This is a genomic window from Streptomyces sp. NPDC046465, from assembly GCF_040646035.1.
In the GTDB taxonomy this organism is placed as follows: Bacteria; Actinomycetota; Actinomycetes; order Streptomycetales; family Streptomycetaceae; genus Streptomyces.
The window spans coordinates 148,454-161,527 of record NZ_JBEYZK010000017.1; the positions used below are offsets into that span (position 1 = coordinate 148,454).

General features: G+C 72.0%; 12 protein-coding genes. 1 reads left to right on the forward strand and 11 read right to left on the reverse strand.

What is annotated here, in order from left to right; translation table 11 throughout:
- Positions 1-12 precede the first annotated feature (12 nt).
- The gene (locus ABZ953_RS26300; protein WP_361728089.1) at positions 13-1,344 is read left to right on the forward strand and encodes a hypothetical protein; all 1,332 of its coding nucleotides are present in this window, start codon (positions 13-15) and stop codon (positions 1,342-1,344) included.
- Positions 1,345-1,422: 78 nt separating this feature from the next.
- On the opposite strand, the gene ABZ953_RS26305 is transcribed toward ABZ953_RS26300, so the two are convergent.
- The 11 genes from ABZ953_RS26305 to ABZ953_RS26355 are packed head-to-tail and all read right to left on the reverse strand — an operon-like array spanning position 1,423 to position 13,072.
- The gene (locus tag ABZ953_RS26305; protein ID WP_361728092.1) at positions 1,423-1,797 is read right to left on the reverse strand and encodes an acyl carrier protein; all 375 of its coding nucleotides are present in this window, start codon (positions 1,795-1,797) and stop codon (positions 1,423-1,425) included.
- Positions 1,794-2,840 carry an alcohol dehydrogenase family protein gene (locus tag ABZ953_RS26310; protein ID WP_361728095.1) on the reverse strand — a complete coding sequence of 349 codons (1,047 nt, stop codon included), beginning with the start codon at positions 2,838-2,840 and terminating at the stop codon, positions 1,794-1,796. Before ABZ953_RS26310 ends, ABZ953_RS26305 begins: the two co-directional genes overlap by 4 nt.
- Positions 2,837-4,147, reverse strand: a complete 1,311-nt coding sequence (locus ABZ953_RS26315; protein ID WP_361728097.1) for a condensation domain-containing protein — start codon at positions 4,145-4,147, stop codon at positions 2,837-2,839. The genes ABZ953_RS26310 and ABZ953_RS26315 overlap by 4 nt, the downstream gene beginning before the upstream one ends.
- Positions 4,144-4,950: a class I SAM-dependent methyltransferase gene (locus tag ABZ953_RS26320; RefSeq protein WP_361728100.1), complete on the reverse strand. Its 807-nt coding sequence runs from the start codon at positions 4,948-4,950 to the stop codon at positions 4,144-4,146. Before ABZ953_RS26320 ends, ABZ953_RS26315 begins: the two co-directional genes overlap by 4 nt.
- Positions 4,951-4,961: 11 nt before the next feature.
- The gene (locus ABZ953_RS26325) at positions 4,962-5,864 is read right to left on the reverse strand and encodes an amidohydrolase family protein (protein ID WP_361728103.1); all 903 of its coding nucleotides are present in this window, start codon (positions 5,862-5,864) and stop codon (positions 4,962-4,964) included.
- A complete protein-coding gene (locus tag ABZ953_RS26330; protein ID WP_361728106.1) occupies positions 5,861-7,768 on the reverse strand; it encodes a beta-galactosidase trimerization domain-containing protein in 1,908 nt (635 codons plus the stop codon). The genes ABZ953_RS26325 and ABZ953_RS26330 overlap by 4 nt, the downstream gene beginning before the upstream one ends.
- The gene (locus tag ABZ953_RS26335) at positions 7,765-8,916 is read right to left on the reverse strand and encodes a DegT/DnrJ/EryC1/StrS aminotransferase family protein (RefSeq protein ID WP_361728109.1); all 1,152 of its coding nucleotides are present in this window, start codon (positions 8,914-8,916) and stop codon (positions 7,765-7,767) included. Before ABZ953_RS26335 ends, ABZ953_RS26330 begins: the two co-directional genes overlap by 4 nt.
- Complete coding sequence (locus ABZ953_RS26340) at positions 8,913-9,677, reverse strand: sugar phosphate nucleotidyltransferase (RefSeq protein WP_361728112.1); 765 nt, start codon at positions 9,675-9,677, stop codon at positions 8,913-8,915. Before ABZ953_RS26340 ends, ABZ953_RS26335 begins: the two co-directional genes overlap by 4 nt.
- The gene (locus ABZ953_RS26345) at positions 9,674-10,747 is read right to left on the reverse strand and encodes a glycosyltransferase family 4 protein (RefSeq protein ID WP_361728115.1); all 1,074 of its coding nucleotides are present in this window, start codon (positions 10,745-10,747) and stop codon (positions 9,674-9,676) included. Before ABZ953_RS26345 ends, ABZ953_RS26340 begins: the two co-directional genes overlap by 4 nt.
- Positions 10,748-10,752: 5 nt before the next feature.
- Positions 10,753-11,775: an NAD-dependent epimerase/dehydratase family protein gene (locus ABZ953_RS26350; protein WP_361728118.1), complete on the reverse strand. Its 1,023-nt coding sequence runs from the start codon at positions 11,773-11,775 to the stop codon at positions 10,753-10,755.
- Entirely contained in the window at positions 11,768-13,072 is a 1,305-nt protein-coding gene (locus ABZ953_RS26355) for a nucleotide sugar dehydrogenase (protein WP_361728121.1), read from the reverse strand. The genes ABZ953_RS26350 and ABZ953_RS26355 overlap by 8 nt, the downstream gene beginning before the upstream one ends.
- Positions 13,073-13,074 lie beyond the last annotated feature (2 nt).

Consider the following 13,074-nt stretch of genomic DNA (forward strand, 5'->3'; position numbering starts at 1 on the left):
AGGCAGGAGAGCATGCCCGACACCATTGACCTGGTGATCCCGAACGTCGTCGAGTTCAACCTGAAGCGCGAACTGCTGGATTTCGACCCGGGTGTGGAGAGCGACCTCGTCGAACACGGCACGGGCCTCACCGACCAGTGTGTCTTCTGGAGCACCGAGAACCGCGTGCTCGTACTGCCGGCCGGCTACTCCCCGGAGTGGCTCGCCGACGTCCACGCCGGACTCGGCAGCTCCGTGCCACCGGTGGTGACACCGTCACCGCGCACCGGCCGCCTGGTCCACGACCTGCTCCACGACGACCGGGCGCTCGCCGCACTGCACGCCGCGACCGCCGGGGCGGACGTGGTGCGGTTCGTGTCCTTCGGGGCCTCCCCCGAGCTGTACTCCCTGGCCGCGGTGGTCCGCGGCCAGGGGCGGGAGGTGCGCCTCGACGTCGCCGAGCCGGAGCACTACTGGTCGTGCGAGTACCTCGAATCGAAGACGAGCTGCGTCGATCTCGCGTCGCACGTTCCCGGGTTCCGCGTGCCGCGGGGAATCTCGGTCGCCAGTTGGGAGCAGCTCAAGGGCGCGGTCTCGGCGATCGCGGGCAACGGCGGCCGGGCCGTGGTCAAGAGCATGTACGGCGTCGGCGGTTACGGCTCCGCCGTCGCGCGGAGCGAGGCCGACGGAACCGTCCGGCGCTTCTGGCAGTCCCTGAGGCGCGAACCGTTCTTCGGCACGTTCCCGCTCATCGTGCAGGACTACGTCGAGCACACGGACGACGTCCCGGCCGTGGACGTACTCGTCGGTGACGACGAGACACCGCGGATGGAGTTCAGCGCGCTGGGCGTCGACGGGCTGCGGTACCGCAGCCTGGTCCTCGGTCCGGGGGTGCTTGATTCCTCTCTGGAAGCGCGGCTCTCCGCCCTGGGCACGGCCGTCCACGCGTTCGCCCGGTCCCTGGGCTACCGGGGCTGGCTGACGGTCGACTGCCTTCTCGGCCTGGACGGGGACCTCTACGTCACCGAGATCAACGCCCGGCGCTCGGGTGCCATGCACGCGGTCGCCCTCGCCCACCGGTGGGCCGACGACAGTCCGGTCGCCTACACGCACGACGCCCTGCCGCTGCGGCTCCCCGGGGTCGCGTCGTACACGGCGCACGTCCGCCCCGTCTTCGAGGAACTGTGGGCGCGGGGCGTCCGGGCCTACCCGTCGACGGTCCGCGCACTCGGCCGGCACCGCCCCTCGCTGGGCATCGTCGCCTGCGCCGGGAGCGGGGCGGAGGCCGAGCGCATCGCCGACGAGGCGCACCGGGCGGTCAACGCGGCCGTGTCCGGCGCCCATGCGGAGCTCGCCAAGGCCTGAACAGAAGGGCCTGAACAGGAAAACGGAACAGCGCCTGGCCGGTGTATTGGCACCGGCCAGGCGCTGTTCCATGTGCCGCTACGAGACGAGTCGGCAGCCCTTTTCCGCCAGGAATTCGGCCTGGGCCATGGGCGTGGCGTTGTCGAAGAGGCGGTTCAGGAGTTCTCCCTCCCATTCCACCGCTTCGACTTCGTCGACCCCGTACTCCGTCAGAATCCTTCCTATCGCCTGGAGGGCGAGCAGCGAATATCCGCCCAGCTCGAAGAAGTCGCTGTGATGCACGTCGACGGATTCGGCGTCCACTTCGAGCACTTCCGCCCAGATCCTGCGCACCACTTCCGCCGCGTCCACGGCGAGCTGGGGCTTGGGGTCGGTCAGGTTGTCCGTCACGGTTCCTCCATGGGTCACAGGGACGTGCGTGGGTGCGGCGGGGGTGGTCGTGGGCGTCGTCATGGGATCAGCACCACCTTGCTGGCCTCGCCGGAGTCGAACAGCCGGAATCCCTCCGCGGCCTCGGACAGGGGCATCCGGTGCGAGATGAGGAAGGTGGGGTCGACGCGGCCGCCGCGCACCAGGTTCATCAGGGGTTCGGCATCTCTGATGGGGTCGCCGACGGCGAAGCGCAGCGTGACCTCCTTGGCGAACGCGAGCCGGGTCGGCATGGGCATGGCCTCGGAGGCGTGGGCGCCCACGGCGCACACCACTCCGCGCGGCCGTACGACGTTCAGCGCGGTCAGCAGGGAGGCGTCGGTGCCCACGGCCTCAAGGACGGCGTCCGCGCCGCGCCCGCCGGTGAGCTCGGCGACCTGCTGTTCGACGTCGGGTGTGCCGGGCACCGGGCACGCCCCGCGTTCGGCGGCCAGTTTCCGGCGGCTTTCCAGGGGGTCGATGGCGAGCACGCGGGCGGCGCCGAGGAGCCGGGCGGCCTCGAGGGCGAGCAGGCCGACCGGGCCGCAGCCCACCACCGCCACCGTGTCCCCGGGGCGCACCTCGGCGCCCACGGCGCACGCGTAGCCCGTGGCGAGCACGTCGCCGACGAACAGGGCGCTTTCATCGCCGACGTCGTCGGGGATCGGGAGCAGCACGGTGTCGGCGAAGGGCACCCGCACGTACTCGGCGTGGCCCCCGGCGTAGGACTCCGTGCCCACCACGGTCGCGTAGCCGAACAGGCCCACCCGCACGCACTGGTAGTGCCAGCCGCGGCGGCAGGCCGCGCAGTGCCCGCACGCGATGATGTCCGAGGCGACGACCCGGTCGCCGGGCAGCAGCCCCCGCGCCTCGGGCCCCGCCTCCTCGACCACGCCGGTGAACTCGTGGCCGGTGACCGTGCCCGGCCTGAACCCGGCGATCTCGCCTCGGTACGGGTGGAGGTCGGTGCCGCAGATCGAGCTGCGCACGACGCGGACGACGGCGTCCCGGGGTTCCTCGATACGGGGCATGGGGGCGTCGTCCGCGACGGCCGCCCGGCGTGTGCCGTGCCACTGCAGCGCTCTCATGCGTCTCCCCACGACGCCGCCGCGTCGAGCTCGTGGTGCAGGTCGTCGAGCAGGCGGGCGGCTGCCGTGTCGTCGTACTGGCCGGGGTGGTGGATCAGCAGGGCGCGCAGCGTGCCCCCGTCCTCGTAGAAGCCGAGGTCCAGGGGGTACGGCGAGAAGGGGTCGTGGTTGATCGGTGTCACGTCGAGCCCTTCGAGGGCGGGCGGCACCTCCGGCGTGGTCTGGAACGAGACGCACACGCTGACCGCCGATCCGAAGCCGGGCCGCCACAGTCCGAGGTCGGGGCCAAGGCGCTCGAAGGGCACGTCCCGGTGGGTGTACACGCCGATCAGGTTCCCGCGGACCTGGTGCAGCAGGTCGCGGAAGTCTCCGGCCGCGGGCACCTGGGTCCGTACGGGCAGCAGGTTCACGAAGAAGCCGACGGCCTTCTCGAACTCGGCCCGGGTGCGGTATCCGCCGCGGGTGGCCACGAGGATGTCGTCGGTGTTGACGTAGCGGCGCAGCACACGGGTGAAGGCGGCGAGCAGCACCATGTACAGGGTGGCGCGCTCGCGCCGGGCAGCCGCCCGCAGCCGCTCGTAGAGGGGCTGCGGGATGTCCAACCACCGTGTCCTCGGCGGCGGTTCGGTCTGCTGCGGGGCTGTGGACGCCAGGGTGAGCGGCGGCAGCGGGGACGCGTCGGCCAATGCCTCTTTCCAGTAGGCGAGTTGCTTAGGGTAGGCCGGTCCGGCGAGCCAGTCGCGCTGTCGGCGCACGAAGTCCCGGTACTGGGCGGGCACGGGCGGCAGCGGTGAGGCACGCCCGTGCAGATGGGCGGAGTAGAGCTGCTCCAGTTCGCGCAGGAGCACCGCCCACCACGACCAGGCGTCGGAGACCAGGTGGTGCAGGGTGATCCGCACGATGTGCTCGCGCGGCGCGATTCTGAGCAGGACCGCCCGCACGACGGGGCCGTGGGCCAGGTCGAACGGGCGCCGCAGCTCCTCGGCGAGGAACCGGGTGGCGGCCTCCTCGCGTTCCGCGCCGGGAAGCGAGGTGAGGTCGGTCAGCGGCAGGGGCACCTCGGCCCGCGCGGCCACGCGCTGGACGGGGAGGCCGTCCACGACGGGGAAGCTGGTGCGCAACGCCTCGTGGCGGCCCACGAGTTCCTCGATGCCCGCCCGCAGGGCCGTCGCGTCCAGCTCGCCGACGAGGCGGAACGTCATGGGGTCGGCGTACCGCGTGCGGCCGGCGCGCCGCTCCAGGAACCACACGCTCTGCTGGGCATACGAGAGGGGCGCGTCAGCGAACTCCAGCTCGTCCAAGGTCACTTGACGCCCCATGCGAAGAGCCAGCGACGGGGCACCTCGGTCAGCTCGAGGCGCTCGAAGGTGGTCCGCAGGCCCTCGATCAGCGCCTCGGAGCCCAGGGCCAGGTCACTGATCCCGGTGGCGCCCTCCACGAACACCGAGTACGTGCAGAGGGCCTCCCAGTCCTGGAGCGACCAGGCGTATACGGCTTCCTCGGACTTGGTCTGGGAGAACCCCGCCTCGGTGAACAGCTCTTCGTGCCTGCGCGGTGTGAGCGTCTGGAGGGCCACCGGCTTGTCGCGCGCGAGCACGAGGTCGTTGCCCCGCTCCCGCAGGGCGTCGCGGGTGGCGCGCAGCCAGTGTGCGTAGAACGCCCGGGTCTCGGGGAGCACGGCCCCTTCGTAGAACAGGGTGTTGAGGACGCAGCGCCCGCCGGGCGCGAGCAGCCGGTGGCACCCGGCGAGCACGGGACCTCGCTCGGCCGCCGGTATCTGGTGCATCACGTTGCTCAGGACGGCGACGTCCACCGGGCCGGTCAGGGACTCGACGTCCTGCGCGCGCCCTTGCACGAAGCTCACCTTGGGGTCGCTCAACCTGCGGCGCGCGATGGCCAGTTCGTGCTCCGAGGGGTCGATGCCGATGATGGCGCCCACGTGCGCGGAGCGTTCCAGGAGCAGTTCGGTGGCGAGGCCCGAGCCGCAGCCGACGTCGGCGACGACGCCGCCGTCGGGGGCCTCGCAGATGTCGACCAGGCGCTGGGTCACGTCGCCGTACAGGGGGCGGCGGGACATGGCGTCGAACTCGTATCCGGAAAAGAAGGTCATGACACCTCGAGTCATCGGGTCGGAGGGGGTACCGGCGTGGTGTTCGGTGCGGCGAGGGCGAGCAGTCGCGCGGCGGTGCCGCCCATGAGGGCCTCGTACTCGCGCGGCGAGAGCGGGTGGCTGCCGCTCGGCCACGGTTCGGGGTCCTGGGCCAGCGCCGTCATGCGGGTCATGGCCCCCGTCATGGTCGCGAAGGGGAAGTCGGTGCCCCACAGGAGCCGGTCGAGGACGCCGCTTTCGCGGGCGTGGGCCAGCGCCTGGGCCACCGTCGCGGGTGGCTGGTAGGAGCCGAAGATGGACAGGTCCGCGTACAGGTTGGCGTGCCGGGCGAGCAGGTCGACGCACGGCCGGGTCCAGGGTGTGCCGAGGTGGGCGAGGATCACCGGCAGTCCGGGGAAGTCCCGGGCCACCTGTTCCACGAGGAGCGGCGAGAAGAACCGGGCGTCCGCGTTGCGCGAGGGCGTGTAGCCGGTGTGGATCAGTACCGGGATGCCGAGGTCCAGGGCGGTCTCGTACACGTCGTACCACCGGCGGTCGGCGGGTGACATCCGCAGGTAGCAGGGGGCGGTCTTGAGGCCGCGCAGGCCGAGGCCGGTCACGGCCTCGCGCAGGCGGGCGGCGGCGCCCGGGGTGCCCGCGTCCACGGAGGCGAAGCCGGTCAGCCGGTCGGGGTGGCGGGCGCAGAGCTCGGCGACGAACTCGTTCGGCACCGAGAACCCCTCGACGCGGCGTACGTCGAAGGCGAGCAGGACGGCGCGGTCGACACCGGCGGCGTCCATCTCGGCGAGCAGTTTCGCCTCGGGCGCGGACAGGTCCTCGGGCGCCAGGTCGGTGGTGGCCGTCATCTGCTCGGCGAAGCGGGCCGAGTAGTGGCGGTAGTACTCCCCCGCGTGCACATGGGCGTCGATGATCACGGTCGCCCCTCCTCGGGCCGCTCACGCGAACTGAGGGGCCGCGCCGGTGCGTTGCCGTGCCAGAACAGCAGGCGCACCTCCTTGGGTTCGAGGCGCAAGCGCTCCGCGGTCTCCGGCAGGCCGCCGCCCGGACGGCTCCGCAGGGTCGTGCGGACCGGTTCCGGGGCGTGGTTGATCACTACGCCGCAGCGCTCGTCGCCGCGCCCGACCACGGTGACCTCCACCGACGGGTCGTCCGCGGTCAGCGGCACACGTATGCCCGCCTCCTCGGCGACCGCCTCGTACAGCCGGTGCCAGGCGGTCTCATCGAGCCGGTACGGGGCGTTGAGCTGCGCCTCCAGGGGGGCGTTCAGGTAGTAGACGGTCCCCTCGCCCAGGCGGTGGCGGGTCAGGGCGGGCGAGCCGTCGGCGAACGCGGCCAGGGTCTCGGCGCCCGCCGTGTCGATCACCGGGATCGGTCCGGGCTCCCAGCGCAGCGGGAAACGGACGCCCGCCCAGGTGAAGTGGGCGTGCGTGTCGTCGGCCCGGGTGAAGTCCCGTACGCGAACGCCGAACAGCTCCTCGTCGCCCGCGGCGTCCAGCAGGCTGCCCGTGGAGTACAGCAGCACTCCCCCGGAAGCGACGTACTGCGCCAGGCGGTGGCGGTCGTCCAGCGGCAGCTGCCGCGCCGAGGGGCAGATCACCAGCGCGTGCCGTTCGAGGTCCGCCTCGCGGCTGGTGAACTCGTAGGGCAGGTGCGCCTGTTGGAGAAGCAGATGGGCGTAGAAGGCGGCGGGCGCGTCGCTGCCCGAAGGTGTCAGGTAACCGGCCTCGTTCTGCGGTTCCGCCTCGGGGACGAAGACACCCACCGGCGCGGGCAGCGGCCTGAACCCGGCGAGTTCGCCGGTCACGCGCCGGGCGAACGTCCGGTACTCGGCCAGGGCGGGCTTCTCGCGGCCGTCCGCGGCGAGCAGCCCGACGCGCCGCTCGTTGGGCCGCAGCGCGTAGGGCTTGCGCTCGGTGGTGAAGTCCTGCCAGCACCAGACGGCGGTGCCGACGGCGCCGGCCGCGAAGGCGGAGTGGGCCGCCGCCCGCAGATACAGGGCGGCGGTGTCCTCGTCGCAGCCGTAGCTGCCCATCTCATCGACGAACACGGGCCGGTGGGCGCCGCCGCGGCGCACGAGGTAGGGCAGGAACGCGGTGGCCTTGCGGGCCGCGACGGACTCGATGTGGAACGGCGTCCACACCGGGAATCCGTGCAGTCCCACCATATCGAGGGGGAGCGCGTGCTCCGGGCGGAAGGCATGGCCGCCGAGCACGGCGGACGCCTCATTGGCCTGGAGGACCAGCGCGTCCGGGTCGGCGGCGCGGATCGCTTCCGCGAGCGTCCCCCACCACGCGCGGACCTCCTCGGCGCCGAGGGCGGCGGACGACGCGGCGTCGACATGGATCACCTCGTCGCCCAGGTCGTAGGCGAGGACGTTCGGCGCGTCCCGCAGCTCCGTGGCGATGTGGTGGACGAAGGCCCGCTGCCGCTCCCGCATGCCGTCGTCCCGCCACAGGTCCCGCCCCGCGCGCCACGGCGGGTCGAACCGCTGGCCGTTCATCCAGATCGTCAGGAGGGAGGGGAGGCAGTACAGGCCGTGCCGCCCCGCGGTCTCGGCCAGCTCGCGCAGCCGGTCCGTCATCGTGGGGTCGTAGGCGCCTTCCTTCGGTTCGAAGTCGGCCCAGAAGACGAAGATCCGTACGGTGTTGAGGCCCGCCGCGGCCATTTCGCGGAAGTCGTCGTCGATCCTGGCGCCGTCCCACTCCCGCCAGTAGTCGCACCCGGTCGGCGACGGATGGTAGTTGATGCCCACACTGACGAAGGGGCGGCCGTCGCGGCTGAGGGCGCCGTCGGCCAGCGTGACGCGGCCGCTGTTCACGCCGCCTCCTGCCATGCGTCGCCCAGCGCCCCGACGACCTGCCGGACCTCGGCCGCGCCGATGCCCGGGTGGAGCGGCAGCGAGAGCTGACGCCCCATCACATCCTCGGTGACCGGCAGACGGCACGGGCCGCCCCGGTGAGGCTCCTGGTAGGCGGTGAACCGGTGCGTGGGCGGGTAGTGCACGCCGCTCTGGATCCGCGCCGCGCGCAGCCGGTCCTGCAGCGCCGCACGGTCGGTGCCCTCGGGCAGCACCACCGCGAACAGGTGGTGGGCGCCCTCCTCGACGGGCCGGTCGGCGTACGGCACGGTGAGCCCCGGCAGCGAGGCCAGTTGCTCGCGGTACATCCGGACCGCGTCCCGCCGGAGTGCCTGCGCGGCGGGCAGGGCGTCGAGCTGGACCCGGCCGAGGGCACAACCGATCTCTGTGGGCCGGTAGTTGAGGCCAAGGGCGTCGACGTCGTACAGGGAGGGGCCGCCGCGGTGGCGCTGCTGGGCGCTGACGGTCAGAGCGTGGGAGCGCAGCCGCCGGATGCGGTCGCCCGTGGCGGGATCGCGCGCGACGACCATGCCGCCCTCGCCCATGGCCAGGTTCTTGGTGGCGAAGAAGCTGTAGCAGCCGATGTCGCCGACCGTGCCGAGCACGCCGTGGGCCGAGTCGGTGACGGGGGCGTGGGCGCAGTCCTCGATCAGGGCGATCCCGTGGGTGCGGGCCAGCCGGGCGAGGGCCGTCAGGTCGGCGGCGTGGCCGCCGTAGTGCATGGCGACGACCGCCCGTGTGCGCGAGGTGATCCTGCGCGCGACGTCATCGGGGTCGACGCACAGGTCGTGCGGGCCCTTGACGTCGGCGAAGACCGGGGTGGCGCCGGACAGCGCGACCACCGCCGCGGCGGAGACGAAGTTCAGCGAGGGCAGCACGACCTCGTCGCCCGGCCCCAGGCCCAGGGCCAGGAAGGCCAGGTGCAGGGCGGCGGTGCCGCTGCTCACGGCGACCGCGGACTGGACGCCGAGGGCGGCGGCGTACTTGCCCTCGAAGTCCTCGGTGACGGGCCCGGCCGACAGCCACTCGGACCGCAGGACGTCGGTGACCGCGTCGATCTCGGCCTGCCCGATCCGCGGGCGGTACAGCGTGATGTCGAAGGCCGTCATCCGCCCACCACCTCCTGGGACGCGCCGGTGTCCGCGCACAGCTCGGCCGCGCCGCGACGGCCCAGGTAGCGGACCCGGTCGGCGCGGAACGCCGCGGTGGCGAGTTCCAGTTGCTCGGGCGTGCCGATGTCGTGCCAGTCCCCCTCGATGACATGACCCTCGACGCACTCGCCCTCGGCGCGTGCCCGGTCGAGCAGGGCGGGCATGTCGTGGCGCCCGCGGGGCGGCAGCAGCCGCAGCAAGGACGGTTCGAGCACGTAGATGCCCCCGCTGACCAGATAGCTCAGGCGGGGCTTCTCCCGGAAGTCGGTCACCCGCCGCTCCTCGTCGAGTTCCACCACTCCGTGCGCGATGTCGATGTCCTGGCGGCTTAGCGCGACGGTCGCGGCGGCCTCCGCCTTCTTGTGGCGCCTGACCAGGTCGGCGAAGTCGATGTCGGTGAGCAGGTCCGCGTTCATCACGAGGGTGGAGTCCTCGAAGGGCGGAAGCAGCGCCAGCGGCCCCGCGGTGCCCAGCGGCTCCTCCTCCTGGAAGAAGTCCAGTTCCAGTTCGGCCCAGCGGTTCCCGTCGAAGCTCGCCTTGATCATGTGGGCCCGGTAGCCGAGCGAGAGCGACACATGGGTGAAGCCCGCGCTCTTCAGCTGCGTCAGGATGATGTGCAGGATCGGTATGCCGTCGATGGGTACGAGGGGTTTGGGGATGCTCAGGGTGGTGGGCCACAGCCTGCGGCCCTCACCTCCGGCCAGTACCACTGCTCTCATCGGGCCTTCTCCGTTTGCTTCCGGGCGGCGATCAGCGTGCGGTAGACGGTGTGGACCCGGTCGGCGACCGCGTCCCAGCCGAGTTCACGGCGCACCTTGTCGTAGCCGTGCTCTCCCATCGCGCGGCGTTCGGACGGATCGGCGAGGAGCCGGTTGACCGCGTCGGCGACGGGCCGGGCGGCGGGGCGCACAAGGAGGCCGTCCCGGCCGTTCGCGACGATCTCGCCGCTGCCGAGGAAGGTGGACGCGACGACGGGTTTCCGGCAGGACCACGCCTCCACGTAGACGAGCGGGAACAGGTCGACGGTGGAGGGCACGCACAGCAGCTCGCAGGCGGCGAGGGCGCTGTGCTTGACGTCCTCGTCGACCATGTCGAGCTCGATGACGCGCGGGTCGGCGTGCTCGGCGAACCGCTCCGTGCAGTCGTCGTCCCAGCGGGGCCCGATGAATACGAAGGACGTGTCCGGGTGTTCCGCCCAGACGTGCTCGGCCGCCTCCAGGAGCGTGACGTAGCCCTTGGACCGCATCTTGCGCCCGAGGAAGAGCACCACGGGTCCTGCGATGCCGTGGTCGCGGCGGAACCGGGCGGGGTCGGGGGTCCCGGGCAGGTGCGGGCCCTGGCCGACGATGTGCAGTCGGGACGCGTCGACGCCGGCGTCGCGGAGCATGTCGCGTTCCGCCATGGACAGGGCGAAGACGGCGTCCGCGTGGCGGCACCCGTGGAGTACGGTCTCGCGGTCCGGCCAGACGTCGGGGGCGGACGCGGGAGTGACCGCGAACGGCACGTCCCAGGCGCGGGCGAGGTCGAGACCGGCCGCGATGTCCTGCGGGTGGAAGGCGTCGGTGGCGTGGACCACGTCCGCCCGGTCGGTGTCGTCGGGCGTGGCGGGGAGCGGCTGGATGCTCACGCCCGCGCCGCGCATGAACGCGGCGGTGTCCTCGTCGACCGGGTTCGAGTAGATGCCCGCTTCCCAGCCGAGCCGGCTCATCGACGCGGCGAGGTACTGCGTCATCAGTTCGGCTCCGGCGCGCGCCGGGAAGTAGCCGCGGTGGACGTACCGTACGCGCACGCCGCTCACGCTCCGCTTCCGCGTGCCGCGGTGTCCCGGGGGTTGTGCGTGTACCACTCGCAGGTACGGCGCAGGCCCTCGCTCAGGGGCACCGCGGGGCTGTACCCGGTCAGTTCGCGCAGCCGGGAGATGTCGGGCAGGCGCCGGGCCGGTGAGAGCGGGGGCGCGGGGTGGGCGTCGACGGCCGGGTACCGGCCCATGGCGTCGAAGACGCCGAGGGCGAGGTCCCTGATCAGGATCTCCTCCTGGTCGTTGCCGACGTTGACGAGGAGCGGCTCCTTGGTCGGCAGGGCGGTCAGCGCGATGAGGGCGTCGACGGCGTCGTCGACGTGGCAGAACGCGCGGGTCTGGTCGGCGCCGTGGATCTCGAACGGGTCCGCGCCGCTGAGCAGCCGCTCGATGAACTGCGGGATCACGTGGTCGTACCCCATCCGGGGCCCGTAGATGTTGTGGAAGCGCACCATGCGCAGCGCGAAGCCGTGGGTGCGCGCGTAGGTGCGGCACAGGAGTTCCCCGGTGATCTTGCTGAAGCCGTACGAGGAGCGGGGCACCGTGAGGTCGGGAACCATCAGCGGTACGTCCTCGGCGGTGGGCACGGACGCGATCCCGGCCGCCACGCTGCCCGCGTAGGCCTCGCTGGACGAGGCGAAGCAGAGGGTGGCGCCCGTCAGTCCGGAGAACCAGTCGAGGAGGTGGACGGTGGTGAGCAGGTTGGTGCGCAGCACCCGCCGGGGGTTGTCGTTGGACTCGGCGACACCGACGACGGCGGCCAGGTGGTAGACCTCGGCGAAGTCGTCCGCGAGCAGCCCTTCGGGCACGGGGGTGGTCAGGTCGTGCTCGACGAGCTCGACCCGGCCGAGCAGCGCGCCGAGTTCGGCGTCGGACCGGCCCCTGCTGAAGTCGTCGAGCAGGGTGACGTCGCAGGTATCCGCCGCACGGCGGGCCAGGTGCAGGCCGATGAAGCCCGCTCCTCCGGTGATCAGGATCTTCTTACGCGGGTTCTTCTCACGCGGGTTCTTCTCACGCACGGCCGAGCCTCATCGCCTTCGTCGAGGGCGGGAGGACCCGCCAGGTGTCGTAGACCAGTGCCGGGTCGGCCATGCGCGCCACCAGGTCGGCGGCGTCGACGTCGCCGTAGCGCGCGTGGTCGTTCAGGAGCACGGCCGCGTGCGCGCCGGTGAAGCCTTCCGTCAGGCCGACCGCCCGGACGCCCAGTGACTCGATCCGGTCCGCGGGCACCACGAAGTCGTGGCCGACGATTTCTTTGACGCGGCCCTTGAGGAACGGCAGCAGCCGTTCGTACGGCGCGCCGCGCAGATCGTCGGTCTCGGGGCGGCCCTTGTAGGCGAAGCCCGAGATCAGGATCCTGGCCTCGGCCGGGTCCGTGCCCCGCTCCCGCAGCTCGGCCAGGACGCGTTCGCCGACCCGCTGCGGCATGGACTCGTTGAGCGTGCGCGCCGCGGTGATCACCTGCGGTGTGTGGTCGTACGCCGCGACCGAGTGCGCGAGCAGGTACGGGTCCTTGGTCAGGCAACTGCCGCCGACGAAGCCGGGCTTGTGCAGCTTGGGCCGGGGGTAGTCGAGGTTGGCGGAGTCGATGACCTCGCGTGCGTCAAGGCCGAGCTTCTCGGTGATGAGCGCGATCTCGTTGCCGAAGCCGTAGATCAGGTCGGTGTGGCAGTTGCACACCAGCTTGACCAGTTCGGCGGCCTCCAGCGACGAGACGGGCACCGCCTGGTCGGAGAGTGTCTCGAAGAACGCGCCCGCCCGTTTGCCCGCCTCGTCGGTCAGGCCGCCGACGATCTGCGGCAGGGCCAGGAGTTCCGCGAGGGCCTGGCCCTGGATGGTGCGCTCCGGGCAGAAGGCGAGCAGCGGTTCGTCGGTCGTGCCGCGCAGGATGGGCAGCACCAGGCTCCGCGAGGTGCCGACCGGCACCGTGCTGCGCACGATGACCAGGGTGGTCTCGTCGATGCCGGATGCGATGGCCTCGGTTGCGGCCCGCAGATGGCTCAGGTCCGGTGTGGTGCCGCCGGTCTCGATCGGCGTGCCGACACAGATGATCACGACGGGCGGCAGCTTCCGCCCGCTGACGTCCGTGGTGACGGCGAGAGCTCCGCTCCCGGCCGCCTGCTTGATCTCCTCCTCGACGCCCGGCTCGGCCAACTCCAGTACGCCCCGGGAGAGTTCGTCCGCCGCCTTGGGGTTGGTCTCGTAGCCGAGCACGCTTCTGCCGGTGGTCAGCAGCGCGGCGGTGAGTGTGACGCCGACGTAGCCAAGCCCGACGACGCACACGTCGTAGTCCTCGTACGGCCTGATCGATGGCATTG

Coding starts and splice junctions, on each gene's coding strand:
- ABZ953_RS26300 (WP_361728089.1), top strand. CDS start 13: ATGCCCGACACCATTGACCTGGTGATCCCGAACGTCGTCGAGTTCAAC.
- ABZ953_RS26305 (WP_361728092.1), bottom strand. CDS start 1,797: ATGACGACGCCCACGACCACCCCCGCCGCACCCACGCACGTCCCTGTG.
- ABZ953_RS26310 (WP_361728095.1), bottom strand. CDS start 2,840: ATGAGAGCGCTGCAGTGGCACGGCACACGCCGGGCGGCCGTCGCGGAC.
- ABZ953_RS26320 (WP_361728100.1), bottom strand. CDS start 4,950: ATGACCTTCTTTTCCGGATACGAGTTCGACGCCATGTCCCGCCGCCCC.
- ABZ953_RS26335 (WP_361728109.1), bottom strand. CDS start 8,916: ATGACGGCCTTCGACATCACGCTGTACCGCCCGCGGATCGGGCAGGCC.
- ABZ953_RS26340 (WP_361728112.1), bottom strand. CDS start 9,677: ATGAGAGCAGTGGTACTGGCCGGAGGTGAGGGCCGCAGGCTGTGGCCC.
- ABZ953_RS26355 (WP_361728121.1), bottom strand. CDS start 13,072: ATGCCATCGATCAGGCCGTACGAGGACTACGACGTGTGCGTCGTCGGG.